Annotated in this window: 21 protein-coding genes; 13 read left to right on the top strand and 8 right to left on the bottom strand. The window is 65.8% G+C overall.

Annotated elements, in window-relative coordinates; genetic code table 11:
• Positions 1-57: 57 nt before the first annotated feature.
• The 5 genes from rloA2 (at position 58) to creC (ending at position 5,782) form a co-directional block, all read left to right on the top strand.
• Positions 58-570 (top strand): retropepsin-like aspartic peptidase RloA2, encoded by a 513-nt coding sequence (rloA2, locus tag EPK82_RS09780; RefSeq protein WP_134676440.1) that lies wholly within the window; start codon positions 58-60, stop codon positions 568-570.
• A gap of 162 nt (positions 571-732) precedes the next feature.
• Entirely contained in the window at positions 733-2,763 is a 2,031-nt protein-coding gene (locus EPK82_RS09785) for a methyl-accepting chemotaxis protein (protein WP_134676441.1), read from the top strand.
• Between the two features lie 189 nt (positions 2,764-2,952).
• The gene (locus EPK82_RS09790; protein WP_037056309.1) at positions 2,953-3,390 is read left to right on the top strand and encodes a CBS domain-containing protein; all 438 of its coding nucleotides are present in this window, start codon (positions 2,953-2,955) and stop codon (positions 3,388-3,390) included.
• Positions 3,391-3,536: 146 nt separating this feature from the next.
• Positions 3,537-4,217, top strand: a complete 681-nt coding sequence (gene creB / locus EPK82_RS09795; RefSeq protein WP_037056312.1) for a two-component system response regulator CreB — start codon at positions 3,537-3,539, stop codon at positions 4,215-4,217.
• 143 nt (positions 4,218-4,360) lie between these two features.
• Positions 4,361-5,782 (top strand): two-component system sensor histidine kinase CreC, encoded by a 1,422-nt coding sequence (creC, locus tag EPK82_RS09800; RefSeq protein ID WP_134676442.1) that lies wholly within the window; start codon positions 4,361-4,363, stop codon positions 5,780-5,782.
• Positions 5,783-6,162: 380 nt separating this feature from the next.
• On the opposite strand, the gene EPK82_RS25195 is transcribed toward creC, so the two are convergent.
• The 6 genes from EPK82_RS25195 to EPK82_RS25200 all read right to left on the bottom strand — a co-directional run bounded on the left by EPK82_RS25195 (position 6,163) and on the right by EPK82_RS25200 (position 12,698).
• Positions 6,163-6,723: a hypothetical protein gene (locus tag EPK82_RS25195; protein ID WP_197738851.1), complete on the bottom strand. Its 561-nt coding sequence runs from the start codon at positions 6,721-6,723 to the stop codon at positions 6,163-6,165.
• Positions 6,724-6,817: 94 nt separating this feature from the next.
• On the bottom strand, positions 6,818-7,135 hold the full coding sequence (locus EPK82_RS09810) for a hypothetical protein (protein ID WP_134676444.1): 318 nt from the start codon (positions 7,133-7,135) through the stop codon (positions 6,818-6,820).
• A 149-nt stretch (positions 7,136-7,284) separates the two neighbouring features.
• Positions 7,285-7,839: a YdeI/OmpD-associated family protein gene (locus EPK82_RS09815; protein WP_134676445.1), complete on the bottom strand. Its 555-nt coding sequence runs from the start codon at positions 7,837-7,839 to the stop codon at positions 7,285-7,287.
• A gap of 244 nt (positions 7,840-8,083) precedes the next feature.
• Positions 8,084-10,384, bottom strand: a complete 2,301-nt coding sequence (locus EPK82_RS09820; RefSeq protein ID WP_134676446.1) for an ATP-dependent DNA helicase — start codon at positions 10,382-10,384, stop codon at positions 8,084-8,086.
• Positions 10,381-12,012 carry a VRR-NUC domain-containing protein gene (locus tag EPK82_RS09825; protein WP_134676447.1) on the bottom strand — a complete coding sequence of 544 codons (1,632 nt, stop codon included), beginning with the start codon at positions 12,010-12,012 and terminating at the stop codon, positions 10,381-10,383. Before EPK82_RS09825 ends, EPK82_RS09820 begins: the two co-directional genes overlap by 4 nt.
• 224 nt (positions 12,013-12,236) lie before the next feature.
• Complete coding sequence (locus EPK82_RS25200) at positions 12,237-12,698, bottom strand: hypothetical protein (RefSeq protein ID WP_208651114.1); 462 nt, start codon at positions 12,696-12,698, stop codon at positions 12,237-12,239.
• 170 nt (positions 12,699-12,868) lie between these two features.
• On the opposite strand from EPK82_RS25200, the gene creD reads away from it, so the two are divergent.
• The 7 genes from creD to trhP all read left to right on the top strand — a co-directional run bounded on the left by creD (position 12,869) and on the right by trhP (position 19,734).
• A complete protein-coding gene (gene creD, locus EPK82_RS09835; RefSeq protein ID WP_047591870.1) occupies positions 12,869-14,212 on the top strand; it encodes a cell envelope integrity protein CreD in 1,344 nt (447 codons plus the stop codon).
• Between the two features lie 47 nt (positions 14,213-14,259).
• Positions 14,260-14,562, top strand: coding sequence for a hypothetical protein (locus tag EPK82_RS09840; protein WP_037056330.1), 303 nt, complete (start codon positions 14,260-14,262; stop codon positions 14,560-14,562).
• 144 nt (positions 14,563-14,706) lie between these two features.
• Entirely contained in the window at positions 14,707-15,489 is a 783-nt protein-coding gene (locus EPK82_RS09845; protein ID WP_134676449.1) for a PA3715 family protein, read from the top strand.
• A gap of 174 nt (positions 15,490-15,663) precedes the next feature.
• A complete protein-coding gene (locus tag EPK82_RS09850; RefSeq protein ID WP_037056334.1) occupies positions 15,664-15,924 on the top strand; it encodes a DUF4212 domain-containing protein in 261 nt (86 codons plus the stop codon).
• A gap of 3 nt (positions 15,925-15,927) precedes the next feature.
• On the top strand, positions 15,928-17,697 hold the full coding sequence (locus tag EPK82_RS09855) for a sodium:solute symporter family protein (protein ID WP_037056336.1): 1,770 nt from the start codon (positions 15,928-15,930) through the stop codon (positions 17,695-17,697).
• 90 nt (positions 17,698-17,787) lie between these two features.
• A complete protein-coding gene (locus EPK82_RS09860) occupies positions 17,788-18,294 on the top strand; it encodes a hypothetical protein (RefSeq protein WP_037056343.1) in 507 nt (168 codons plus the stop codon).
• Between the two features lie 132 nt (positions 18,295-18,426).
• The gene (trhP, locus tag EPK82_RS09865) at positions 18,427-19,734 is read left to right on the top strand and encodes a prephenate-dependent tRNA uridine(34) hydroxylase TrhP (RefSeq protein WP_134676450.1); all 1,308 of its coding nucleotides are present in this window, start codon (positions 18,427-18,429) and stop codon (positions 19,732-19,734) included.
• Between the two features lie 175 nt (positions 19,735-19,909).
• On the opposite strand, the gene EPK82_RS09870 is transcribed toward trhP, so the two are convergent.
• Complete coding sequence (locus EPK82_RS09870; protein ID WP_037056347.1) at positions 19,910-20,611, bottom strand: 3'-5' exonuclease; 702 nt, start codon at positions 20,609-20,611, stop codon at positions 19,910-19,912.
• Positions 20,608-22,539, bottom strand: coding sequence for a putative nucleotidyltransferase substrate binding domain-containing protein (locus EPK82_RS09875; RefSeq protein ID WP_047591877.1), 1,932 nt, complete (start codon positions 22,537-22,539; stop codon positions 20,608-20,610). Before EPK82_RS09875 ends, EPK82_RS09870 begins: the two co-directional genes overlap by 4 nt.
• A gap of 177 nt (positions 22,540-22,716) precedes the next feature.
• Here EPK82_RS09875 and EPK82_RS09880 point away from each other — a divergent pair, with 177 nt between their 5' ends.
• Positions 22,717-24,783 carry an LTA synthase family protein gene (locus EPK82_RS09880; protein ID WP_134676451.1) on the top strand — a complete coding sequence of 689 codons (2,067 nt, stop codon included), beginning with the start codon at positions 22,717-22,719 and terminating at the stop codon, positions 24,781-24,783.
• Positions 24,784-24,864: the final 81 nt, after the last annotated feature.

Here is a 24,864-nt window from a genome sequence, read left to right on the forward strand (position 1 = left end):
ACATGGCCCGGGCAGGGCAGTCGTAGATTCGGTCACCGCAAACGAGAGGACCGACCCTTGAAATATGCTCTGCTCCTGCTGGCCGCCGCCATCAGTCTGCCGGCCATGGCCAACCAGCAACCCGATCTCTACGGTCGCTACGAACTGATCAAGCTCCCGGACCTGGGCAAGACCCTCAAGGCCAAGATGGACACGGGCGCCATGACCGCCTCGCTGTCCGCCAAGGACATCGAACCCTTCACCCGCGACGGCCAGGACTGGGTGCGCTTCCGTCTGGCCGTGGACGGTGCCGACGACACCCTGTACGAACATCCGCTGGTGCGCATCGCCGAGATCAAGAAGCGCGCCGAGGAAGGCGGCGAAGCCGGTACGCAGGACGTCGCCTACTCGCAGCGACCGGTGATCGAGATGCCGATCTGCCTGGGCGACGAGGAGCACACCATCGAGATCAACCTGACCGATCGACGTACCTTCAGCTATCCGCTGCTGATTGGTGCCAGCGCCATGCGCGATCTTGGTGCAGCGGTGGACCCGGCCGAGCGATACACCCGCGACCGTCCCCAATGCTGAGTTAATTGTCGCATTTCGGCAAAGGCTGATTCCCATTGGCCATTACACTCATTCGGAGTGCCCTGTAACGACTTCCTCGCGCCATGGGGCGCCGGGCCTGCTTCTTGCTAACTGCAATTGTTTGCCAGGCCTGTAGGCCCATTAGGTCACTGAGGTGTCGTCATGACGGGAGTACTCAAGCCGGGTGTACGGCTGCTGCAGCGTTTCAGTTTTGCCCACAAGTTCCAGCTGGTGTTCCTGTTGTTCGCATTGCCGTTGGGCTATGCGCTCTGGGTGATCAGCAGCGATTCCCTCTCGCGCCTGGATTTCGTCGACCGCGAGGTCGAGGGTGCGCAGGCGCTCGAGCGCATGGCCAAGGTGCAGCAGGAGCTGATCGCCCAGCGCACCCTGTTCGCCCGCTGGAAGGGCACCGAAGACGCCGCCGAAGGGCAGCTGCGCCAGCGTGAAGCGCAGCTCGATGCGGCCCTGGAGCAGGCGGCCGAGCCGCTGCAGAGCGCGTTGATCAGCGCCCAGGCGCGCGAGCACTTTCAGGCCCTGCAGGGCGAGCGCGACAGCCTGCGTGCGGAGGCGCTGAAAAAGGTGGCGCTGCCCGATGCGCTGGAGCGCTACCAGAAGACCCTGCTGCATCTGATCGCGCTGCGCGAGCAGGTGGCGACCGACAGTGCCCTGATTCTCGATCCGAATCTCGACACCTACCTGATGATGGAGCAGATCACCTACATCATGCCGCGCCTGCTCGAGCAGCTCGGCACCTTCGCCGCGCAGGGGCATGGCGCCGTGGTCTCGCAGCATTTCACCCTGCAGAGCCGGGTGCTGATCCGCGACCTGCGCCGCAGCCTGGACGAGCAGCAGGCGCAGCTGGTCAAGGCGCAGACCACCCTGTCACGCGAGGCCCCGCAGGCCATGCGCCAGCTGAGCGAACCCTTCGAGGCCTCGCTCAAGGCCTTCGACGATTTTCTTGCCCAGATCGACCGCGACATGTTCGAGGCCAGCCCCATGGCGCTGACGCCCGAGCAGTTCATCCAGCGTGTCGAAACCCTGCAAGTGCAGCTGCAGGACTTGCAGCAGGCGATCTATCAGCAGTTCTCCGTCAGCCTCGGTGGCTATCGGCAACGGGCGCTGAACACGATGATCGAGGTGGTCGGTGCGTTCGTCCTGCTCACCCTGCTGGCGATGTACGTGATGCTGTGCCTGAACGCTTCGATTCGCATCAGCACCGGCAACATCATCGAAGCCGCGCGTGGCCTGCGTGACGGTGACCTGCGCGTGCGCATGGAAGTGAACGGACGCGACGATCTGGCGGCCATCGCCCAGGCATTGAACATTGCCGTCGAGCAGATGCGCGACTCGCTGCAAGGGGTCAACCGCGAGAGTCAGCAGCTCGACAGCACGGTGCAGCTGCTCGGTGGCCAGGCCCAGCACGCGCTGGACGCCGTCGAACAGCAACAGGCGCAGATGAGCCAGATCGCCACCGCCGCCACGCAGATGGCCGCCACCGCGCAGAGCGTGGCGCAAAGCTGCGAGCAGGCGGCCGTGGAAGCGCAGCAGACCCGTGAGGTGGCGCTGAGCAGCAACCAGCGCAGCGAGCGCACCAGCGCCAGCATGCGCCAGCTCAGCAGCCGCCTGGGCGACAGCGCCGCGGCGTTGCAGGAGCTGCGTGAGCAGACGCAGCAGATCAACCGGGTGGTCGAGGTGATCAAGGGCATCGCCGAACAGACCAACCTGCTGGCGCTCAACGCCGCCATCGAGGCCGCCCGCGCGGGCGAGGCGGGGCGCGGGTTCGCCGTGGTCGCCGACGAGGTTCGCTCGCTGTCCAAGCGCACCCAGGACTCGACCCAGGAGATCGCCCAGACCGTGGACAACCTGCAACGCGTGGTCGGCCAGTCGGTCACGCTGATGGAGGACGCCTGCTCCCAGGCCGACGGCGATATCGGCAGCGTGCTGGCCATGGGTGACGAGCTGCAGAACATCGTCGATTCCGTGCAGCGGGTCAGCGACCGCCTGGCGCAGATCGCCACGGCGGCCGAGCAGCAGGCCGCCACGGCCGATGAGGTCAGCGGCAACATCCAGCAGGTCGACCAGGCCGCAGGGCAGTTGCTCGATGGCGCCCAGGCCGTCAGCAGCGCGGCCGAGCAGTTGCGCCGGGGCAGCGAAGGGCTGGCGCAGAATACCGGGCGTTTCAGCCTCGACTGAGGTTGGGGGTGCAGCCGAAAGCAGCGGTGCGCCGAGGCGGCGCCGGAGCCGGGCCGGAGCGCCAGCCCGGCCCGTTCCTCGCCTGTTGTGGCCGGCCTGAACGGCATTCGGCGATCTTTCGTGCAGCTCCTGAGCTGACCTGGCTGGCCAACTCTGCTAAAAACAATGCAAACCACACGGAGCCCCAGCATGAAAACGGTCGCCGAAGTCCTCAGAACCAAGTCGAACGCCCTTCTTTACAGCATCGATGCCGACGACTCCCTGCTCGATGGCCTGCGCATCATGTCCGAGAAGGGCATCGGCGCCCTGGTGGTACTGTCTGGCGGGCGGCTGGTGGGCATCGTCAGCGAGCGCGACTACGTGCGCAAGGTGGCCCTGGCCGAGCGCTCCATGCTGGCGGCCAAGGTCAGCGAAATCATGACCCGCGACGTGATCAGCGTCGGCCCGCGCGACAGCCTGCAGCACTGCATGGAGCTGATGACCGAGCGCCGTCTGCGCCACCTGCCGGTGCTTGCCGAGGGCGAGCTGATCGGCCTGCTTTCCATCGGTGACCTGGTCAAGGAAACCATCGCCGAACAGGCCGACCTGATTCGCCAGCTGGAGCAGTACATTCGCGGCGAGCACTGAGCCTGCCCGAGCGCGTCGCGGTGCCCCCATCCAATGGCAGTTGCAGCCCGCCAACGGCGTCCCGGCGGGTTGCCCCCGCCTGCGCTTGACGCCCGCCGCCGCCCTCGGCAGTCTCCTGCCGTCGAACCCCAGGTGCAGGACGCCCGATGCCGCAGATACTCATAGTCGAAGACGAAGCCGCGATTGCCGACACCCTGGTCTATGCTCTGCAGGCCGAAGGCTTCACCACTCACTGGTCGAGCCTCGGCAGCGAGGCGCTGAGCCTGCTGGAGAGCGGTCGCTTCGACTTGGCCATCCTCGACGTCGGCCTGCCGGATATCAGCGGCTTCGAGGTGTGCAAACGCTTGCGGCGCTTTTCCGAGGTGCCGGTGATCTTCCTCACCGCGCGCAGTGAAGAGATCGATCGCGTGGTGGGCCTGGAGATCGGCGCCGACGACTATGTGGTCAAGCCCTTCAGCCCGCGCGAGGTGGCCGCCAGGGTCAAGGTCATCCTCAGGCGCATGGTGCCGCGCGAAACCACGGAGAGCGTCGCGCCAGGCGTTTTCCAGATCGACGACGCGGCCTTTCGCATCCACTACCACGGCCAGGCGCTGAGCCTGACCCGCCACGAGTTTCGCCTGTTGCGCACCTTGCTCGGCCAGCCGGGGCGGGTGTTCTCCCGCGAGCAGCTGCTCGACGCGCTCGGCGTGCCCAGCGAAGCCGGTTACGAGCGCAACATCGACAGTCACATCAAGAGCCTGCGGGCCAAGCTGCGCAGCGTTGCCGCCACCGAGGAACCGATCCAGACCCATCGTGGCCTGGGCTACAGTTTCGAACCGGCGGCCTAGCGCCTTTCCTCGATCTGCCAGGCTCGGTCGAGCGGCGTTGCAGATGCCTTCGGAATGCTCGTTCACCCTTGTAAACTCCGCGTCCTCGGGCGTTTGCACCACCCTTTCCCTCCAGTTCGCGAGACCGTAGAGAGGCTCCTACCATGCCGTTGGGCGTTCGCATCTTCCTCGTCTACTTCCTCTTCGTCGGCCTGGCGGGCTGGTTCGTGCTCAGCACGGTGATGGACGAGATTCGTCCCGGCGTGCGCCAGAGTACCGAGGAGACCCTGGTCGATACCGCCAACCTGCTGGCGGAGATCCTGCGTGACGAGGTCAAGGCCGGTACCCTCGGCCAGGGCCGCCTGCCAGAGGCACTGGAGGCCTATGGCCGGCGCCAGCCGCAGGCGACCATCTGGGGACTGACCAAGGCCGAGGTCAACCACCGCATCTACGTCACCGACGGCCAGGGCATCGTCCTGCTCGACTCAGCGGGCCAGGCGGTCGGTCAGGACTATTCGCGCTGGAACGATGTGCTGCTGACCCTGCGCGGCCAGTACGGTGCCCGTTCCACCCGCGAAGACCCGAATGACCCCGATTCGTCGGTCATGTACGTGGCGGCGCCGATCAAGGATGGCGAGCGGATCATCGGCGTGGTCTCGGTGGCCAAGCCCAACCGCACCCTGCAACCCTACATCGAGCGCTCGCAGAACCGCCTGGCCTGGCTCGGCGCCGGCCTGATCGGCCTCGGCCTGCTGATTGGCGCGGCGCTGTCCTGGTGGCTCAGCGCCGCACTGGGCAAGCTGACGCGCTATGCCCAGGCGGTCAGCGAGGGGCAGCGCGCCGAGGCGCCGCAGGTACGGGGTGGCGAACTGGGGCAACTGGCCGTGGCAGTCGAACGCATGCGCACCGAGCTGGAGGGCAAGGCCTACGTCGAGCGCTACGTGCACACCCTGACGCATGAGCTGAAGAGCCCGCTGGCCGCCATCCGGGGCGCCGCCGAACTGCTCGAGGGCGACATGCCGGTGGAGCAGCGCCAGCGCTTCGTGGCCAATATCCAGCAGGAAAGCGCACGCCTGCAGAACCTCATCGAGCGCCTGCTGCATCTGGCCCAGGTGGAGCAGCGCCAGGGGCTGGAGGAGCGCGTGACGGTCGCGCTGGGGGCTCTGGTCGACGAGCTGCTGCAGGCGCAGCAGGCACGCATCACCGCCGCCGGTCTGCAGGTCGAAGAGGCGCTGCCAGCGGGCCTCAGTCTGCGGGGCGAGCGCTTCCTGCTGCGTCAGGCGCTGGCCAACCTGCTGGACAATGCCCTGGACTTCACGCCACCCGGCGGGCGCATCCGTATCGCCGCCGAACGCCGGGGCGAGGGTGTCGTGCTGCGCCTGTTCAACCAGGGCGAAGCCATCCCCGATTACGCGCTGGCACGCCTGACCGAACGCTTCTACTCCCTGCCGCGCCCCAATGGCGGGCGCAAGAGCACGGGGCTTGGCCTCAACTTCGTCCAGGAAGTGGCCGAACTGCATGGCGGCGAGCTGCAGGTCGGTAACGTCGAGGGGGGCGTAGAAGTACGCCTGACGCTGCCCACATAGGATGGGTAGCGCAACGCGAAACCCAACATCTGTTGGTTTCCAATTTTCGCTGCGCTCAAGCCAGGCAGGGTGGACAAGCTTCGCGTTGTCCACCCTACGCGACTGAAGCGTCTCCCACGGGACGGTGCCTGACAGCGCCCGCATGCAACCTGCTTCGCCACTGACTACATCCGGTCCGCCAGCGCTGCGGTGTTGCGCCCCTTGACCCCGGATGGCGCGTGGAGCGATTCGTTCAACGACCGATGGCTGACGCGGTTCGCCGCTGATGTGTCCTTGCTTGTTTGAATAAATATCTATTTATTCGATTCATTGCTTCGTTTATTTGCGCTATTCAATCGATTTCATGTGAGTAGCATAGGTTCCGTACTCACTTTCCAGCCTCATCCAGGAGCCTGATCATGAAAAAGCAAATCCTCGCCAGCCTCGTTATCGCCGCACTTTCCGCCAGCGCTTTCGCCGCGCCGCAGATTTCTGTTCAGTCCGTCGCTGCCCCTGTCGTCGCAGCAGACGGCGCTGACCGCGTGGGTGCGCACCGAGTGGCCGAAGGGGGCGCCGAGCGAACCCTCGAGCGCTTTCGTGTCGCCGAGGATGGTGCTGACCGCGTTGGTGCCGATCGTGTCGCCGAGGGCGGTGCCGAGCGCGTAGGTGTCAATCACATTGCAGAAGGCGGGGCCGAACGTACCCTCGAGCGCTTTCGTGTCGCCGAAGATGGCGCTGATCGCGTCGGTGCTGATCGTGTCGCCGAGGGCGGTGCCGAGCGCGTAGGCGTCAACCGCATTGCAGAAGGCGGGGCCGAACGTACTCTCGAGCGCTTGCGTGTCGCTGAAGATGGCGCTGATCGTGTCGGTGCCAATCGTGTCGCCGAGGGTGGTGCCGAGCGAGTGGGCGCCAGTCGCACTGCCTGATCGACGCTTCACTCCGCTTCGACTGAAGGCGCCCATCCGGGCGCCTTCGTCGTTTATCGATAGCGCCCACGTTCTGCGTGGGTGCTATCCAGGGTTTGCTGTAGTGCCATGGCCTCGCCTGCCGATCCCTTCAGATGGCCTGGCCCAGCGCGAAAACAGGCAGGTACATCGCCAGGATCATGACGATGATGGCCAGCGTCAGGCCGATGACGCCCGTCAGGCAGGCGGCCAATGGCCGGCGTTCGGCCTTGGGCCAGAACAGGAACGCCGCGATCACCAATATCGGCAGCACCCAGAGCCACAGGTGGTAGCTCAGGGCGAGCTGCGTCATCAGCGGTAGTTGGGCCCCGAAACTGTCGAAGACCTGCTGAAACGCAGGGATGACCAGCATCGGCAGCGCCGCCGCAATGAGTGCACAGATCAGCCCCACGATCAGGCGGATGGCCATGGTGGCGCTGCCACCCTGATCCGACCCGCCTTCGAGGGGCGACTGAGGGGGTTGGTATGGATTGGTCATAGGGCCATGGTGTCTGGGGAAGGGGAGGGCTCGATGAGCGAAGCGACTCAGGTGTCAGGCGTTTCAACGCCGTTCGTCATTCAGGAGTCTTCCGCTTCGGGCGCTCGGAAAGCCTTGCTGTAGTAACCCGACTGATCGAAGCAGCAGACCCGTTTCTTTCCGGATGCCAGCATGTCGCAGGCATCGGCAATGCGCTTTTCGCGCGTCTTGAGCTGCTTGGCTGACGTGATCCAGTGTATCCAGTCTACGCGCGCGATGGTCGTCGTGGCGTTCCACACTTCACAGGCTCGAGGGGTGGCTGCCAGTGCCACCTGCAGATCCGACGGGATCTCGGGTTCGGGTTCACTGGCGACAGGGGTGAGCTCCAGTGTCACGACATCCCCGGCGGCCGCGCCTGCGGCTTCCTGCAGGGCGCTGCTGACCTGCAGCCAATGGCTCAGTTGGCCATCCGGCTCAAGGGTCGCCTGGAACGGGTGGCCATTGAGCCTGCCGGCAACGGTCGTCCTGCCGCGTCTTGGCAGCTGTTCGCTGGCTTCCCTCGGCAGTACCACGAACGTCCATGACCTGTCGCCGGCAGGCTTTGCCGGGCGCAGAAGCCTTGCTTCGAAGCGGCATTTCACATCGGCTGTCGTCACGGCAAACCCTCCGTTCAGTACGCCTGGCCATGCATGGACGCGCAATGGCGCACAGGCTGCGGGCGGTCTCGATGGATGACCTTCCGGGTCATGCTGGAAATCCTTCTCTGGTTCGCCGTCTGTGGCGAGGCGCTGGAGTGTCTGGAGGTTATACCGCATGTCGGATAGCTGTTGGGAGGCCATGATCCCGCGCTGAGCGTCCGGCCTCCGGAGAGCGGCGCCATGATCGTGGACACATCCGCTGCTACGGATCGGCTTGCGGTTGCAGCGTATGGGCTTGTCGCGGCAAACGCAGCAGGTCGACCTGCCACCAGGTCGGCAGCAGGCGACGGACTTCCGGGCGGGCGAAGCGGTCGTCGATCAGGTAGAGCACGCCCTGGTCTTGCGGTGTGCGGATCACCCGGCCAGCGGCCTGAACCACCTTCTGCAAACCGGGATAGAGGTAGGTGTAGTCGTAGCCGTTGCCGAACAGGGCGTCCATGCGTTGGCGGATTTCCTCGTTGATCGGGTTGAGCTGCGCCAGGCCGAGCGTGGCGACGAAGGCGCCGATCAGGCGTTCGCCGGGCAGATCCACGCCTTCGCCGAAGACGCCGCCGAGCACGGCGAAGCCGATACCGCGACCACCGACCTGGAAGCGTTCGATGAAGCCCTGGCGCGCTGCTTCATCCATCTGCCGTGACTGCGTCCACAGCGGAATCTGCGGGTGATCGCGGCGCAGTTGCTGCAGCACCTGCTCCAGGTACTGATAGCTGCTGAAGAAGGCCAGGTAGTTGCCGGGGCGTTCGCTGTACTGGCGCGCCATCAGCTGGCAGATCGGTGCCAGCGAGGCATCGCGGTGCTGGTAGCGGGTCGACAGGTTGCGCACCACCTGCACGTGCAGCTGTTCGGCGCTGAATGGCGAGGCGACGTCCAGGCACTGGGTCTCGATCGGCAGGCCGAGCAGGTCAAGGTAGTAGTGGCTGGGGCTGAGGGTGGCTGAGAACAGCGTGGCGCTGTGCGCCTCTTCGAAGCGCGGGCCGAGGAAGGGCGCCGGCAGGATATTGCGGATGCACAGCGTGGAATGGCTGCGCCCGTTGCCGGCCTCTTCGCGGTTGATGTCGAACAGTGAGTGCGGGCCGAAGCTTTCCGCCAGGCGGCAGAACAGCATGGCGTCGAGGTAGAAGCTGAGCAGTTCACCGGCATTGCCTTCGGGCTGGTCGGTGAGCAGGTCGGTGATGGCGCTGACCGCCTTGCCCAGCGCGGCGAGCAGCAGGTCCGGCGCCAGCGGATAGACCTGGTAGGGGACCTGCTGTTCACGGTGCAGCTGGTCCCAGTGGCGGTCGACCCGTTCCAGCACGCTCCTCAGGCGTTTCGGTGCGTCGCGGCACATGGCCTTGAAGCGCGCCTGATCCAGTTCGGCGCTGTACATGCCGCGCCCGCGCTCGACCAGGTTGTGCGCCTCGTCCACCAGCAGGCAGACGCGCCACTGGTTGACCAGGGTGAGGCTGTGTAGCAGGGCGCCGAGGTCGAAGTAGTAGTTGTAGTCGCACACCACCACATCGCTCCAGCGGCACAGCTCCTGGCTCAGGTAGTAGGGGCAGACGCCATGGGCGATGGCGATGTTGCGCACCGCCTGCTGGTCCAGCCAGCGCTCCTTGAGCGCCGCGCTGCGTGCTGCCGGCAGGCGGTCGTAGAAGCCCTTGGCCAATGGGCAGGAGTCGCCGTGGCAGGCCTTGCTCGGGTGCTCGCAGGCCTTGTCGCGGGCCACGTGTTCCAGCACGCGCAGTGGCGTGTCCGGCTCGCGCAGGCGCTGCAGGGCATCCAGCGCCAGGCGCCGGCCCGGTGTCTTCGCACTGAGGAAGAACAGGCGGTCGAGCTGCTGGCCGGGCATGGCCTTGAGCTGCGGGAACAGGGTGCCGAGGGTCTTGCCGATGCCGGTGGTGGCCTGGGCCAGCAGGTAGTGGCCGTCGCGTGCCGCGCGGTACACGGCCTCGGCCAGTTGCCGCTGGCCGTGGCGGAATTCGCCGTAGGGGAAACTCAAGGCCTCCAGCGCCTGGTTGCGCGCCTGCTGGTGGGCCTGTTCCTGCCGCGCCCAGGTAATGTAGCGGCGGCAGTGCAGGGCGAAGAACTCACCCAGCGACGCGGCGCTGTGGCGCTCGCGGAAGACCGTCTCCTGCTGGGTGATGACGTTGAAGTAGACCACTGCCAGGTCCAGCTCGTCGCAGCCCAGCTCCTGGCACAGCAGCCAGCCATAGATCTTCACCTGCGCCCAGTGCAGCAGGCGGTGGTTGGCGGGGATGCGCGAGATGTCGCCTCGGTGGGTCTTGATCTCCTCCAGCAGACGAAACTCGGGGTCGAAGCCGTCGGCGCGACCACTGACCGTCAGCCCTTCGAACTGGCCGATCAGTGGCAACTCGGACACGTAATCCGGGCCGCGCCGGGCCACCACCGTGGCGTGCCCGGCCATGCCCTCCTGGGCCGTCGGCGAGGGAGTGAAACGCAGGTCGAGATCACCTTCCTTGGCGGTGAACTCGCACAGCTCGCGCACGGCGACGCGCAGGTTCAATCGAGCCACTCCACGTAGCAGACGCTGACCGGCATGCCGTGCTCGGCGCAGAACGCCAGCCAGCGCTTCTGGTTGTCCTGCAGGCGGTCACCGGGGCCCTTCACCTCGATCATCCGGTAGCGTCCCTCGCGGGGCCAGAACTGGATCAGGTCGGGCATGCCGGCGCGGTTCTCGCGAATATCGGCCAGCAGGCGGCGGAACCAGGCGCCCAGGTGCGCTGGCGGCAGGCAGGCCAGCGCCTGCTCCAGGCGCTCGGCATCGAGCAGCTCCCAGAACACGAACGGTGACTGGATGCCGAATTTCTCGGCATGGGTACGGCGCATGGCGTCGCGATAGCTGCCGTCATCCAGGCGCGCCAGGCAGGCGGCGAACAGCTCGCTGCGCCGGGCGTGGAAGTCGGCGCGGTGCAGATCGACCGGGCCGGTATGAAAGGGATGGAAGAAGGCACCAGGCAGCGGGGCGAAGATCGCCTCCCAGCAGAGCAGGCCGAACAGCCCGCAGATCAGCGTGTTCTCAACGTAATGCACCGGCGCATCGGGCGCGGCCAGGTGCGCGGCCACGGCCAGCTCGACGCTGGCGGCGCGCGGCAGGCGCAGGTCGAGACGATCCTCATCGAGCTTCGCCGCCTTGGGCGCTGCCGGCAGGCCGAGGCGCTTGCGCAGGCGGGTGCGTGCGCGTCCGGCCAGTTGCGCTTCCTCGGCGTTGAGCGGCGCTTCTAGCACCTGTTCGACCAGGGTCAGCGCCTCGGCATCCTGGCCCAGGCGTTCCAGCACGCGAATCTGCCGTTGCCGCGAGCCGAGTGCGCGGGTGTCGCGATACAGCGTCAGCGCCGAGTCCAGTTCGCCCGCGCGCTCCAGATGCTGCGCCAGTTGCAGCAGCAGGCGCTGGTGACGTTCGTTGATATGCGCGCTGGCGCTGGCAAAGTCGCCGAGCTGCTGCAGCACCTCGGGCACCGTCACGCCTGCTTCGAAGGTCTCGCGGCAGAGGCGCAGATGCAGGTAGTCGTCGACGTCCTGACGGCTGCGAAAACCGCGTGAGCCGGGGGTGATCGGCACCTGCTCGTAACGGAATATCCCCAGGTCGGCCAACACGAACTCCGACCAGTCCTGTGCCAGGTTGCCGAAGAACATCAGCCGCAGGCGGTCGCACAGCGGGCCGATGGCCAGGCTCAACAGGCGCTCATCCAGCCGTGGGCACCAATCGGCCAGGCTGCGCGGTTCCGTGTGCAGCGCGCGCAGGTGTTCGAGCAATTCGCTCTTCTTCAGGCTGCCGCCGGGCAGGTCGTCGGCGAAGTGCGTGGCCAGCTCATCCTTGAGCAGCAGGGCGCCCAGCTCGTCGAAGGTCAGCGCTGCGTGCTCGATCAGCCAGCCCGACGCCAGCAGCGCGCCAGCCGCAGTGGCGATGTCGCCGATCTCCGCATAGCGCAGCTTGCTGGCGCGAAAGTGCACGCCCTTGCGCATGACCAGGCGCACCAGCAGCGCCTGGGATGGCAGCGGCAGTTGGACAAAGTTCGCGACGAAGGCCAGCTCGGCGGCGTCCATCAGGTCGCGATGATGGGTGTCGAGCCAGTCGAGGGCCTTGCGGAAGTTGGCCAGGTAATAGAGTTCGGGGGCGTCGAGGTTGAGCATGGTGCGAAGTCTTACTGGTTTTTTATACAGATGCCAGTGCCGTTCACCCGCTGCAGTGCCTGAGCAGACGGAAGGCGGGGCGCCTGAGTCGTGCCTGAGAAGTGAGCCTATCTAGCTGATTGGAAAGAGGTTTTTCAGCTATCGATGGCGTCGATTGTCACTATCCCGAGATGTCCCTTTTGCCGTTCCGGGGCGTGCGTAACATGACAACCGTACCCAGTTGCTCACCCCTTCTCAGGAGAACGAACATGAAAAAGCAGATCCTCGCCAGCCTTGTCCTCGCCGCCCTGTCCGCCAGTGCCTTCGCCCTGCCGCAGGTAACCGTCGAGCAACCCACCGCCCCTGTCGTCGCTGAAGATGGCGCCGATCGTGTAGGCGCGAACCGTGTCGCCGAAGGTGGTGCCGAGCGTACGCTGGAGCGTTTCCGCGTAGCCGAAGATGGCGCCGATCGCGTCGGTGCGAACCGCGTTGCCGAAGGCGGTGCCGAGCGCACGCTGGAGCGTTTCCGCGTAGCCGAAGATGGCGCCGATCGCGTTGGTGCGAACCGTGTCGCCGAAGGCGGTGCCGAGCGCACACTGGAGCGTTTCCGCGTCGCTGAAGATGGCTCCGATCGCGTCGGTGCGAACCGTGTCGCCGAAGACGGTGCCGACCGCGCAGGTGCCAGCCGTATCAGCTGATCCGGTCATCCATCACGCGGGAGCAGTCTCATGCCGCACAGCCGTTAGCAAGGGCGCCCTCGACCGGCGCCCTTTCTGTTTCTCACATTCTCCACACAATCTCCACGCTCGCCCCATACCCCCGCCACCCAGGCTGCCCAGACTCTGCCGTACCTTCACTCGCTACGGAGAGCCGTACCATGAGCCGTACCCTGGGCTTCAAGCTGGGCGCCATCGCCCTGCTGATTCTGCTGTTGATGATTCCCCTGTTGATGATCGATGGCCTGGTCGACGAGCGCCAGGGCCTGCGCCATGACGTGCTGCAGGACATCGCGCGCAGCTCCAGCTATCGCCAGCAGGTCACCGGGCCGATTCTGGTCGTGCCTTACATCAAGACCACTCACGAGTGGAAAACCAACAAGACCACCGGCGAGCGCTATACCGAGGAGCGTCAGCAACGCGGACGCCTGTACTTCCTGCCGGAGCGCTTCGTGCTCGAAGGGCAGGTCGGCACCGAGCTGCGGGCGCGGGGCATCTACCAGGCGCGCCTGTACCACAGCGACAGCCAGGTCAGTGGCCAGTTCCGCCTGCCGGCGCGCCTGGGCCTGGGCGACGACCTCGGCTTCTACCGCTTCGAGAAACCTTTCCTCTCGGTCGGCATCAGCGACATTCGCGGTATCAGCAATGACCTGCAGCTGCGCCTCAATGGCCAGACCCTGAGCTTCGCACCCGGCAGCGGCGACGACAGTTTCGGCGCGGGCGTGCATGCACCGATCCCCGCACTCGACCCGCAGGGTGGGCAGAGCCTGGAGTTCGCCTTCGACCTCAAGCTGCAGGGCACCGAGCAGTTGTCGATCGTGCCGGTCGGGCGTGACAGCCGGGTCAAACTGAGCTCCGACTGGCCGCACCCGAGCTTCGTCGGCGAGTACCTGCCGAACCGTCGCAGCATCGACGCCAAGGGCTTCACGGCCGAATGGCAGACCAGCTTCTTCGCCACCAACCTGGAGGAGGCGCTGCGTGACTGCGTGGTGGGCGAGCGCTGCCAGGCGCTGTTCGGCCGCCACTTCGGCGTCAGCTTCGTCGACCCCGTCGACCAGTACCTGAAGACCGACCGGGCGATCAAATACGCGCTGTTGTTCATCGCCCTGACCTTCGCGGCGTTCTTCCTCTTCGAAGTGCTCAAGCGCCTCGCCGTGCACCCGGTGCAGTACGCCCTGGTGGGGCTGTCGCTGGCGCTGTTCTACCTGTTGCTGCTGTCGCTCTCCGAGCACCTGCCTTTCGCGCTGGCCTATGGCCTTTCCGCCACGGCCTGCGTCGGCCTGATCGGCTTCTACGTCAGCCACGTGCTGCACAGCTGGCAGCGTGGCATGGGCTTTGGTGCCCTGCTGGCGGCGCTCTACGGGATGCTCTACGGCCTGCTCAGCGCCGAGGATTACGCCCTGCTGATGGGCTCGCTGCTGGTCTTCGGCGTGCTCGGCAGCGTGATGGTACTGACCCGCAAACTGGACTGGTATGGCGTTGGCCGCGCGGCCCCGCAAGCCTGAATCATATGGCGCGGCAGTGGCCGCGCCGCTTCTCTGGAGGTGATCCCATGCGTCTTCTCATGCAGTTTTCCGCGTGCCTGGGCCTTGGCCTGGTGGTAGCCGTGATGATTCTGATCGGTCTGATGTTCGTTGGCTGGTTCGACGTCATCGATGGTCTGCTGATGACTGGCAAGCCCCTCGCCAGCCTGAGCCTGATGGTGTTGCCGGAGGGCTTCTGGAGTTCGCTGACGGGGGTGCAGGACGCCGCGAACAACAGCTCGCTGCGTTCCTTTCTGGCGCTGTGTGCCGCCCTGGGCCAGGTCGGCCTGATCCTGGCGCTGGGTTTCATGCGCCTGTGGTACCGCGCATGAGCGGGCATATCGGTTTGCGTGAGGAGGCGCGTGCCGGGCATCTGCTGGCACGACGCATCGCCTGGCTGTTTCGCGATGCCCGTCATGGGCAGTGGTGCTGCGCTGACGTAGACTCACGGCGGGATGAACAGGAGGTGTTCAGGGATGACATTCAGACTCGCCGCGGGCCTGGCCGGCCTGCTGACCGCCAGCGTGGTGCTGGCCGATGACTGCTCGGCGCAACTGCCTGGCTGGCTGGAACAGGCGCACCCGGGCCAGGCTGGCGGAATCTGGCTGCAGGATGAGCGCGGGGCCTATCGGGTGGATGCCCGGCAGAGCATCTGCAAGGTCTGGCCGGCGCGGCCGCACCTGGCCCTGGTCGCCGTGCCGCTGCTGCGCGAGGAGCATGACGACCATGGCCAGAGCGACCTCGAAGTCCTGCTGCTCGATAGTGCCAGGCAGGACGTCGTGGCGCGCCTGATCGAACCCAACCGGCTGGATTGGGATGCGATATTCGTCGATGGCATCGAGTTCGACACCGCCCCTTATCGTCTGCGTGCGCAGGACCTGGCCTTCGGTGTCCGCATCAAGCGGCGCAACGGATCAGCCCCCAATCCCTTCCTCGAAACCGAACTCAACCTGTACGAGCTGGATGGACAGCACCTGAGGTCGGTGCTGAGCGAGCTGGTGGTGCAGCGCTCGGGAGGGGAGTGGGATACCCACTGCGCCGGAGAGTTCAGCGAATCCACGGGCGTGGTGATCATCACCGAGCGCGTCGGGCATGCCGGCTATCGCGACCTGCAGCTCAGGATGAGCGCTATCCACAGCCGCTCCGCAGAGGTCGCGGGCGACTGTCAGACGGTCGAGCGCAGCACCCAGCGTTCCCGATACACCATCGAATACGGCGACGAGCGCTATCTGCTGCCGATCGAGCTGTCGCCGCTCTGAGCGGCCACCCGCTCCCGCACGATCTGCGCGAGGTTTTGCAAAACAGCGCCCGCATGCCGCACATGGACGGGCAGTCATGACGATCTTCGGCTAATACCAATGTCTAGCTGTCGGCTTTTGCTGGCCAGCTGCTAGTTTGAAGGTGCATCAGAATAACAATAACCGGAGGCGTCTATGACTTCTGAACAAGCAAATGCCGCGGCCTACTGGAAGGCCAATGTGCGGCTCATCACCTGGAGCCTGATCATCTGGGCGCTGGTTTCCTACGGATTCGCCATGATTCTGCGCCCCATGGTCGCGGGTATCTCGGTAGGCGGTTCCGACCTCGGATTCTGGTTCGCGCAGCAGGGCTCCATCCTCTTCTTCATCGGGCTGATCTTTCACTACGCGTGGAGACTGAACAAGCTCGATAAAGAATTCGGCGTCGAGGAGTAGGTCATGAGCCAGTTCGTAATCAACATGCTGTTCGTGGGGGCGTCCTTCGCGCTCTACATCGGTATCGCCATCTGGGCGCGCGCCGGTTCCACCAAGGAATTCTACGTCGCGGGCGGTGGCGTCCATCCGGTCACCAACGGCATGGCGACGGCTGCTGACTGGATGTCCGCAGCCTCGTTCATTTCCATGGCGGGCCTGATCGCCGCCGGTGGTTATGCCAACTCCACCTTCCTCATGGGCTGGACCGGTGGCTACGTGCTGCTGGCGATGCTGCTCGCGCCCTACCTGCGCAAGTTCGGCAAGTTCACCGTGCCGGACTTCATCGGTGATCGCTTCTACAGCCGCGGTGCGCGTCTGACTGCGGTGATCTGCCTGGTGATCATCTCCGTCACCTACGTGATCGGCCAGATGGCCGGTGCCGGTGTCGCGTTCTCGCGCTTCCTCGAAGTGAGCAACTCGACCGGTATCTGGATCGCCGCAGCGGTGGTGTTCGCCTACGCCGTATTCGGCGGCATGAAAGGCATCACCTACACCCAGGTGGCGCAGTACGTGGTGCTGATCATCGCCTACACCATTCCGGCGATCTTCATCTCCCTGCAGCTGACCGGTAACCCGATTCCGCCGCTGGGCCTGTTCGGTGACCATGCCGAGTCCGGCCTGCCGCTGCTGCAGAAGCTCGATGCCGTGGTCCGTGACCTGGGCTTCGCCGCCTACACCGCTGACGTCGACAACAAGCTGAACATGGTGCTGTTCACCATGTCGCTGATGATCGGTACTGCCGGTCTGCCGCACGTGATCATCCGCTTCTTCACCGTACCGCGCGTGGCCGATGCCCGCTGGTCCGCTGGCTGGACGCTGATCTTCATCGCGCTGCTGTACCTCACCGCTCCGGCCGTGGCCTCCATGGCACGCCTGAACCTGATGACCACCATCTACCCGGAAGGCACCTCGGCGCCTGCGCTGTCCTATGAAGAGCGTCCGGAGTGGGTCAAGACCTGGGAAACCACCGGTCTGATCAAGTGGGAAGACAAGAACGGCGACGGCCGCATCCAGATGTACAACGATGCCGCACCGGCCTTCACCGCGACCGCTCAGGAGCGTGGCTGGAACGGCAACGAGCTGACCGTCAACAACGACATCCTGGTGCTCGCCAACCCGGAAATCGCCAACCTGCCGGGTTGGGTCGTGGGTCTGATCGCGGCGGGTGCCATCGCGGCTGCACTGTCCACCGCGGCGGGGCTGTTGCTGGCGATCTCCTCGGCGATCAGTCATGACCTGATCAAGACCCTGATCAATCCGAAGATCAGCGAGAAGAACGAGATGCTCGCCGCGCGAATCTCCATGGCCTGCGCGATCCTCCTGGCGACCTATCTGGGGCTCAATCCGCCTGGGTTCGCCGCGCAGGTGGTGGCGTTGGCCTTCGGTATCGCGGCAGCCTCGCTGTTCCCGGTGCTGATGATGGGGATCTTCTCCAAGCGCATGAACGACAAGGGCGCGATCTGCGGCATGGTTGCCGGCCTGGCCATCACCCTGGTGTACATCTTCACCTACCTGGGCTGGTTCTTCATTCCGGGCACCAACATGCTGGCCAATACCCCGGACAACTGGTTCATGGGCATCTCCCCGGCTTCCTTCGGTTCCGTCGGTGCGCTGATCAACTTCGCCGTGGCCTACGCCGTGTCGATGGTCACCGCCGAGCCGCCGCAGGAAATCCAGGATCTGGTGGAAAGCGTGCGTACCCCCAAAGGTGCTGGTGCCGCTCTGAGCCACTGAGCATAATCCTGGCCTGACGCCATCGTTCGATGGTCCAGGGTCTGACAGACGGGCCTCCACGGAGGCCCGTCTTTTTTCGGGAACAGTCGTATGTTGTGGACTTTGCTTGCCATCGTGGTTTCGGGGCTCGGCGCTGCCGGTATTGCCCTGCTGCTGCGCAAACTGACGCGCAACAGGTTGCCCAGGTGGATCATTCCGCTGTTCGGTGGCCTGGGCATGCTGGGTTACCAGGTGTCCTACGAGTACGCCTGGTTCGAGCACCAGCAGCAGCGCCAGCCGAAGGAGTCGGTCGTGGTCGCGACCGAGCAGGGGCATGTGTTCTGGCGTCCCTGGAGCTACTTCGTACCCATCACCACGGCCTTCACCGTGCTCGACAGCAAGAGCGTCGTGCGCCAGCAGGTCGCGGATGCGCGGGTGGCGGAATTCATGCTCTATCGCTTCGAGAAGCAGCATGTCGACCATGTCTCGCACCAGGCGCACCTGCTCAACTGCGAAACGGCCGAGCTGCTGCCGCTGGATGAGCAGAAACAGCCGCAGCTGTCCCAGCTCAAGCGCATCGACAAGAGTGACACCCTCTACCGCCTGACCTGTCAGTAGGTCAGCGCGTGACCTGCCTCGCCGATCTTGCGGCGGGGCACGGGTCTTTCTGCCGGCGCATAGACCCAGGTCAATGCCCGCGCAGTGCATCTGCATAGAATCGCCAGCCCCTGATTTTTCGAGCGCGCGGTCATGCCCCGTTTTCCCGAATTGCTATCGCCGGCCGGCACCCTGAAGAACATGCGCTACGCCTTCGCCTACGGCGCCGATGCGGTGTATGCCGGGCAGCCACGTTACAGCCTGCGCGTGCGCAACAACGAATTCGATCACGCCAACCTGGCGCTGGGCATCGCTGAGGCGCACGCACAGGGCAAGCAGTTCTACGTGGTGGTCAACATCGCCCCGCACAACGCCAAGCTCAAGACCTTCCTCAAGGACCTGGCGCCGGTGATCGAGATGGCGCCCGACGCGCTGATCATGTCCGACCCCGGCCTGATCATGCTGGTGCGCCAGCATTATCCGCAGATGCCGATCCATCTGTCGGTGCAGGCCAACGCGGTGAACTGGGCCAGCGTCGAATTCTGGCGGCAGCAGGGGCTGACGCGGGTGATCCTGTCGCGCGAGCTGTCGCTGGAGGAGATCGGGGAAATCCGCACCCAGGTGCCGGGCATGGAGCTGGAGGTATTCGTCCACGGCGCGCTGTGCATGGCTTATTCCGGGCGCTGCCTGCTGTCGGGCTACATCAATCGTCGCGATCCCAACCAGGGCACCTGTACCAATGCCTGTCGCTGGCAGTACCAGGCCACGCCGGCAGCCGAGAACGAACTGGGCGAGATCGTGCGCGTGGTCGACCCGACCCTGGGCCAGGGGGCGCCGACCTCTCAGGCCTTCGTGCTGCAGGAAGCGGGGCGCCCGGAGGAGGAAATGAGCGCCTTCGAGGACGAGCACGGCACCTACATCATGAACTCCAAGGACCTGCGTGCGGTGCAGCACGTCGAGCGCCTGGTGCGCATGGGCGTGCATTCGCTGAAGATCGAGGGCCGCACCAAGAGCCACTTCTACGTGGCGCGCACTGCCCAGGTCTATCGCCGCGCCATCGACGATGCGCTGGCCGGCAAGCCCTTCGACCCGAGCCTTCTGGGCAGCCTCGAATCGCTGGCCCACCGTGGCTATACGGAGGGCTTTCTGCGCCGCCACGTGCACGACGAATACCAGAACTACGAGCGCGGCAGCTCGGTTTCCGAGCGTCAGCAGTTCGTTGGCGAGCTGACCGGCGAGCGCCGTGGCGAGCTGGTCGAAGTGCGGGTGAAGAACCGCTTCGCGGTGGGTGATGGCCTGGAACTGATGACGCCACAGGGCAACCTGCGCTTCACCCTGCAGCAGCTGCAGAACGCACAAGGCCAGGCGCAGTCGGTAGCACCTGGCGACGGCCACGTCCTCTACCTGCCGCTGCCGGCGCAGGTGCAGCTGGAGTACGGCCTGCTGATGCGCGATCTGTAGGGCGCGAGGGTGGAGGGATAGCGTTTTCGGTGGATGGGTGAAGCGTCATCCACCCTACGGGGTTGTAGGGGCAGGGGTGGATCGCCGGCAAGCCGGCTCCTACGGATCGCGTCGGCACAGGCGTAGCCTCTGGCAGGGTGTAGGAGCCCGCTTGCGGGCGATGCGCAGGGCGCCGCTACATCGCCTGCTGGCGGCGGCGTCGGCTGGCCAGCTGGCGTTCCAGTTCGCAGAGGCTGTCGATGCCCTGGCGGCGTGCCTTGCTGAACAGCATCAGCGCCAGCTCGGCGGTGACCAGCGCGTCGGCGCTGGCGTTGTGGCGCTGTTGCACCTGCAGGCCGAACTCGGCGACCCACTCATCCAGTCCGCCCTGACGCACGCGTGCCTGCGGGCAGAGCAGGGGGGCGATCTCGGCAACGTCGAAGAAGTTGTGCTGCAGGCGATAGTCCAGACTCTGGCGCAGGGCACGCCCCAGCATGCGCTGGTCGAAACCGGCATGGAAGGCCAGCAGAGGGCTGCTGCCGACGAACTCCATGAAGTCCAGCAAGGCCTCGGCCGGGTCGACGCCGCGTGCCACCTCGCTGGGTGCGATGCCATGGATCAGGGTGCTGGCGCTGGCCTGGTGGTCGGGCCGGCGCAGGGTGCATTCGAACTGTTCGGCGAAGTCGATGGCGCCGTGATCGATCACCACCGCGCCAATCGCCAGCACCAGGTCGCGGCGCATGTTCAGGCCGGTGGTCTCCAGGTCCAGCACGACGATGCGTTGCTGGTGCAGCGGCCGCTCATCGAGCGGCGCGGGCGCACTCAGGGCCTGGCGACGTTGCAACTGCTGCTGGGTCAGGGCCGGGCCACGGCCGGTGAACCAGGTGAACTTGCTCATAGCTGATACCTCATGGCCAGGCTGCTCTGCAGTCGCTGAGCCTGGCGGAAGGACTCGCGCAGGATACGCCGGTCCAGGTGATTCAGGTGATCGGGGTCGACCCGATTGGAGTAGGGCAGTTCGTCGCGCGCCTGCAGCTGGTGCTGCTGCATGCGGGTTTGCTGGATGAAATGATAGGCCTCCTCGTAGGCCGCGCCATCCAGCGCATCGATCACGCCCTTGGCGACCAGCGCGCGCAGGCGCTCCAGGGTGCCGACCGAGCTGATGCCGTTGGCCAGCGCCAGCAGGCGGGCGCCATCGACGAAGGGCGTCAGGCCCTGCACCTTGAGATCGAGGGTGTCCTTGTCGGCGCCGGAGCGCGCCACCACGAAGTCGCGGAAGCGGCCCACCGGCGGACGCTGGCGCAGGGCGTTCTCGGCCAGCATCTTCTGGAACAGGCTGTTGCTGGCGACGCGTTCGAGCAAGGCGGCGCGCAGCTGTTCGCAGCCGGTATCCGGGCCCCAGATGGTGCGCAGGTCGAAGTAGATCGACGAGCCCAGCAGGTTCTCCGGCGTAGCTTCGTCCACGAAACCGGCGAAGCGCCGCGACCACTCCTGCCGCGACAGGCACAGCTCCGGGTTGCCGGCCATGATGTTGCCCTTGCACAGGGTGAAGCCGCATTGCGCCAAACGCTGGTTGATCTCGACGGCCAGCGGCAGCAGGCGGCCACGGATGGCGGCGGCCTCGGCAGCGTCGGCGGCCTCGAAGAGAATGCCGTTGTCCTGGTCGGTGTGCAGGGTCTGCTCGCGGCGGCCTTCGCTGCCGAAGCACAGCCAGGTGAACGCGATGCCCGGGTCGCCCATGTCCTCGAGGGTCAGCTCGATCACCCGGCACACGGTGTGGTCGTTGAGCAGGGTGACGATGTGGGTGATCTGCGTCGAGCTGGCGCCGTGGGCGAGCATGCGATCGACCAGCAGGCGAATGTCGCTGCGCAGCCCGGCCAGGGTCTCGACCTTGCCGGCGTGGCGAATGGTACGGGCCAGGTGGACCAGGTCGACCCGCTGCAGGCTGAACAGGTCTCGCTCGGAAATGACCCCGCAGAGCTTCTCGTTCTGCACCAGGCAGACGTGGGCGATATGCCGCTCGGTCATGGCGATGGCGGCGTCGAAGGCACTGGCGTCCGGTTGCAGATGGAAGGGGTTGGGGGTCATCAGCCGGTCGATCGGCTGCGCCAGGTCGACGCCGTCGGCGACTACCCGGCGCAGGTCGCGCAGGGTGAAGATGCCCAGGGGCCGCTCGCTCGGGTCCACCACCACGATGCTGCCCACGTGCTGCTCGTGCATCAGCCGCACGGCCTCGCGCAGGGGCGTGTGCGGCGCGCAACCGATGGGTTGGCGCATGGCCAGTTCACCCAGGCGGGTATCCAGCGAGTACTGCGCGCCGAGGGTTTCCACGGCGCGCAACTGCACCTGCTGGTTGACCTGGTCGAGCAGGCTGCTGACGCCGCGCAGGGCGAAGTCGCGCAACGGGTTGGAGACGGCGAACAGCTTGATGAAGGCGTGCTTGGCCAGCAGCAGGCAGAAGGTGTCCTCGGCGGCCAGGTGTTCGGTGCGGGTGGCGCGCTCGCCGATCAGTGCGGCCAGCGGAAAGCATTCGCCAGCGGTGATCTCGAAGGTGGTCTCGGTGCCACGGCGTGCGCTGTGTGGGCGCTCGCCGTGCACACGGCCCTGCTTGACGATGTAGAAGTGCTCGACCACGCCATCGGCGGGTTTGATGATCGAGTCGCCCTCGGCATAGAAGCGCAGCTGGCAATGCTCGACCAGAAACGCCAGATGGGCGGTGTCCATCTGGTTGAAGGGGGGGAACTTCTGCAGGAACTCCATGGTGCCGTGGATGTTCTGCAGCACCGCGGTCTTGCCCGCATCGGCCATCGCGTCGGCCTTGCTCATGGGCTTGCGCCTCGCACGTTCGGGATGCTTGCAGTGTGGCCCCGGCACGGCGTTTTGCCCATTGCACCTAAGTAGGGGGCAGCGGCAACGCGCGCCGCACGGGGTTTTGACGAAATTTTTACGTCCCCCCGGGCAGACTTCGCCAGCCCTCGTGTTCCGCAACCAGCAGGCCTTTCCATGCAGCCATCCGTACCCGCCGCCCGAGCCCCGGCTCAGGTCAGCATCGCCAGCCATCTGGCATTCATCCTGAGCAGCGCACTGTGCATGCTGCTGCTGTTCGCGCTGGCGCGCCTGGGCCTGCTGGCCTACAACCATGCGCTGATCGCCGATACGCCGGCCAGCACCTTCGCCGAGGCCTTCTTCAACGGCGCGCGGTTCGACCTGCGCCTGATCGTCTACCTGTGCATCCCGCTGACCCTGGCGCTGCTCAGCGTGCGGGCGATGCGTGCGCGCCACCTGCAGGTGGCCTGGCTGACCCTCGCCACCAGCCTGTGCCTGTTCTTCGCCGTGGTCGAACTGAACTTCTACCGCGAATTCCATCAGCGCCTGAACAGCCTGGTGTTCCAGTACATGCAGGAAGACCTGGGCACCGTGGCCAGCATGATCTGGAACGGCTTCCCGGTGCTGCGCCTGCTGCTGGTCTGGGCCCTGGCCAGCGTGCTGCTGGCCTGGCTGTTCCGCCGCATCGAACGCGCCACCCGTGCACGCGCGAACGCCAGCGCGCCGCACTGGGCGGCCCGCAGCGCGGTGTTCGTGATGTTCCTGCTGGTCTGCGTCGTGGCCGCGCGTGGCACCCTGCGCTCCGGTCCGCCGCTGCGCTGGGGCGACGCCTATACCACCGATTCGATGTTCGCCAACCACCTGGGCCTCAACGGCACCCTGACCCTGGCCAATGCCGCCAGCAACTACTTCTCCGATCACCGTGACAACAGCTGGAAGGCGACCCTGCCGGCGGACGAGGCCCGGCAGGTGACCCGCGACCTGCTGCTGACCCCGCGTGACCGCCTGATCGATGCCGACCAGGCGGCCGTGCGCCGCATCTACACGCCGCCGCCCGAAGGCCAGCTGCCGCAGGTGCGCAACGTGGTGGTGATCCTCATGGAAAGCATGGCGGGGCGCTACATCGGCGCGATGGGCAACCAGGACGGCATCACGCCGAACTTCGATGCGCTGGCCAAGCAGGGTCTGCTGTTCCAGCGCGTGTTCTCCAACGGTACCCACACCCACCAGGGCATGTTCGCCACCATGGCCTGCTTCCCCAACCTGCCGGCGTTCGAGTACCTGATGCGCATGCCCGAGGGCAGCCACCAGTTCTCCGGGCTGCCGCAGCTGCTCAGTGCCCGTGGCTACGATGACGTCTACGTCTACAACGGCAGTTTCGCCTGGGACAACCAGTCCGGCTTCTTCGCCAACCAGGGCATGCGCAATTTCGTCGGCCGCGAGGACTTCGTCGACCCGGTGTTCATCGACCCGACCTGGGGTGTCTCCGACCAGGACATGTTCAGCCGTGGCGCCGACGAACTGGCCAGGCTGGGGCGCCAGGGCAAGCCCTTCTATGCGCTGCTGCAGACGCTCTCCAATCACACCCCTTACGCCTTGCCGGAAAACCTGCCGGTCGAGCGCGTCAGCGGCCACGGTTCGCTCGACGAGCACCTGACCGCCATGCGCTACGCCGACTGGGCGCTGGGGCAGTTCTTCGCCAAGGCACGCCAGGAACCCTATTTCAAGGACACCCTGTTCGTGGTGCTGGGCGATCACGGCTTCGGCAACGATGAACAGATCACCGAGATGGACCTGTCGCGCTTCAGCATCCCGCTGCTGATGATCGGTCCGGGCGTGCAGGAGACCTTCGGCAGCAGCCGCGATACCGTCGGCAGCCAGATCGACGTGGTGCCGACCATCGTCGGGCGCCTGGGCCTGCCGGTGCAGGCGCAGTGCTGGGGCCGCGACCTGCTGGCGCTGCCACCGGGCGATGCGGGGGTGGCGGTGATCAAGCCGTCCGGCAGTGACCAGACCGTGGGCCTGGTGAGCGGTGACCGCATCCTGGTCAAGCCACGTGACCGTGACGCGCGCCTGTATCGCTACCAGCTGGGCCACGACGCAGGTGCCGAGGTGATCGATGACGCCCAGGCGCGTACGGACCTGGAGCGCAAGCTGTCGGCCTTCGTCCAGACCGCGACCGCCAGCCTGCTGGGCAATACCACCGGCGTCTCGCTGGACAAGACGGCGCAGGCCAAGCGCTAGCTGCACAGGCCTGCTTCTGCGGAAGGGGCTTGAGCCGCGACCGTCCAATAAAAAACCGCCCCGAGGGGCGGTTTTTTCATA

The organism is Ectopseudomonas khazarica, from assembly GCF_004521985.1.
Taxonomy (GTDB): domain Bacteria; phylum Pseudomonadota; class Gammaproteobacteria; order Pseudomonadales; family Pseudomonadaceae; genus Aquipseudomonas; species Aquipseudomonas khazarica.

What these genes read in the sequence shown, in the direction of transcription:
- EPK82_RS25200 (WP_208651114.1), bottom strand. Translation starts at nt 12,698, where the DNA reads ATGACCGGATCAGCTGATACGGCTGGCACCTGCGCGGTCGGCACCGTC.
- creC (WP_134676442.1), top strand. Translation starts at nt 4,361, where the DNA reads ATGCCGTTGGGCGTTCGCATCTTCCTCGTCTACTTCCTCTTCGTCGGC.
- EPK82_RS09845 (WP_134676449.1), top strand. Translation starts at nt 14,707, where the DNA reads ATGACATTCAGACTCGCCGCGGGCCTGGCCGGCCTGCTGACCGCCAGC.
- EPK82_RS09825 (WP_134676447.1), bottom strand. Translation starts at nt 12,012, where the DNA reads ATGCTCAACCTCGACGCCCCCGAACTCTATTACCTGGCCAACTTCCGC.
- EPK82_RS09875 (WP_047591877.1), bottom strand. Translation starts at nt 22,539, where the DNA reads ATGAGCAAGGCCGACGCGATGGCCGATGCGGGCAAGACCGCGGTGCTG.
- EPK82_RS09790 (WP_037056309.1), top strand. Translation starts at nt 2,953, where the DNA reads ATGAAAACGGTCGCCGAAGTCCTCAGAACCAAGTCGAACGCCCTTCTT.
- EPK82_RS09870 (WP_037056347.1), bottom strand. Translation starts at nt 20,611, where the DNA reads ATGAGCAAGTTCACCTGGTTCACCGGCCGTGGCCCGGCCCTGACCCAG.
- EPK82_RS09880 (WP_134676451.1), top strand. Translation starts at nt 22,717, where the DNA reads ATGCAGCCATCCGTACCCGCCGCCCGAGCCCCGGCTCAGGTCAGCATC.
- EPK82_RS09840 (WP_037056330.1), top strand. Translation starts at nt 14,260, where the DNA reads ATGCGTCTTCTCATGCAGTTTTCCGCGTGCCTGGGCCTTGGCCTGGTG.
- trhP (WP_134676450.1), top strand. Translation starts at nt 18,427, where the DNA reads ATGCCCCGTTTTCCCGAATTGCTATCGCCGGCCGGCACCCTGAAGAAC.
- EPK82_RS25195 (WP_197738851.1), bottom strand. Translation starts at nt 6,723, where the DNA reads ATGGGCGCCTTCAGTCGAAGCGGAGTGAAGCGTCGATCAGGCAGTGCG.
- creD (WP_047591870.1), top strand. Translation starts at nt 12,869, where the DNA reads ATGAGCCGTACCCTGGGCTTCAAGCTGGGCGCCATCGCCCTGCTGATT.
- EPK82_RS09850 (WP_037056334.1), top strand. Translation starts at nt 15,664, where the DNA reads ATGACTTCTGAACAAGCAAATGCCGCGGCCTACTGGAAGGCCAATGTG.
- EPK82_RS09785 (WP_134676441.1), top strand. Translation starts at nt 733, where the DNA reads ATGACGGGAGTACTCAAGCCGGGTGTACGGCTGCTGCAGCGTTTCAGT.
- EPK82_RS09860 (WP_037056343.1), top strand. Translation starts at nt 17,788, where the DNA reads ATGTTGTGGACTTTGCTTGCCATCGTGGTTTCGGGGCTCGGCGCTGCC.
- EPK82_RS09855 (WP_037056336.1), top strand. Translation starts at nt 15,928, where the DNA reads ATGAGCCAGTTCGTAATCAACATGCTGTTCGTGGGGGCGTCCTTCGCG.
- creB (WP_037056312.1), top strand. Translation starts at nt 3,537, where the DNA reads ATGCCGCAGATACTCATAGTCGAAGACGAAGCCGCGATTGCCGACACC.
- EPK82_RS09810 (WP_134676444.1), bottom strand. Translation starts at nt 7,135, where the DNA reads ATGGCCATCCGCCTGATCGTGGGGCTGATCTGTGCACTCATTGCGGCG.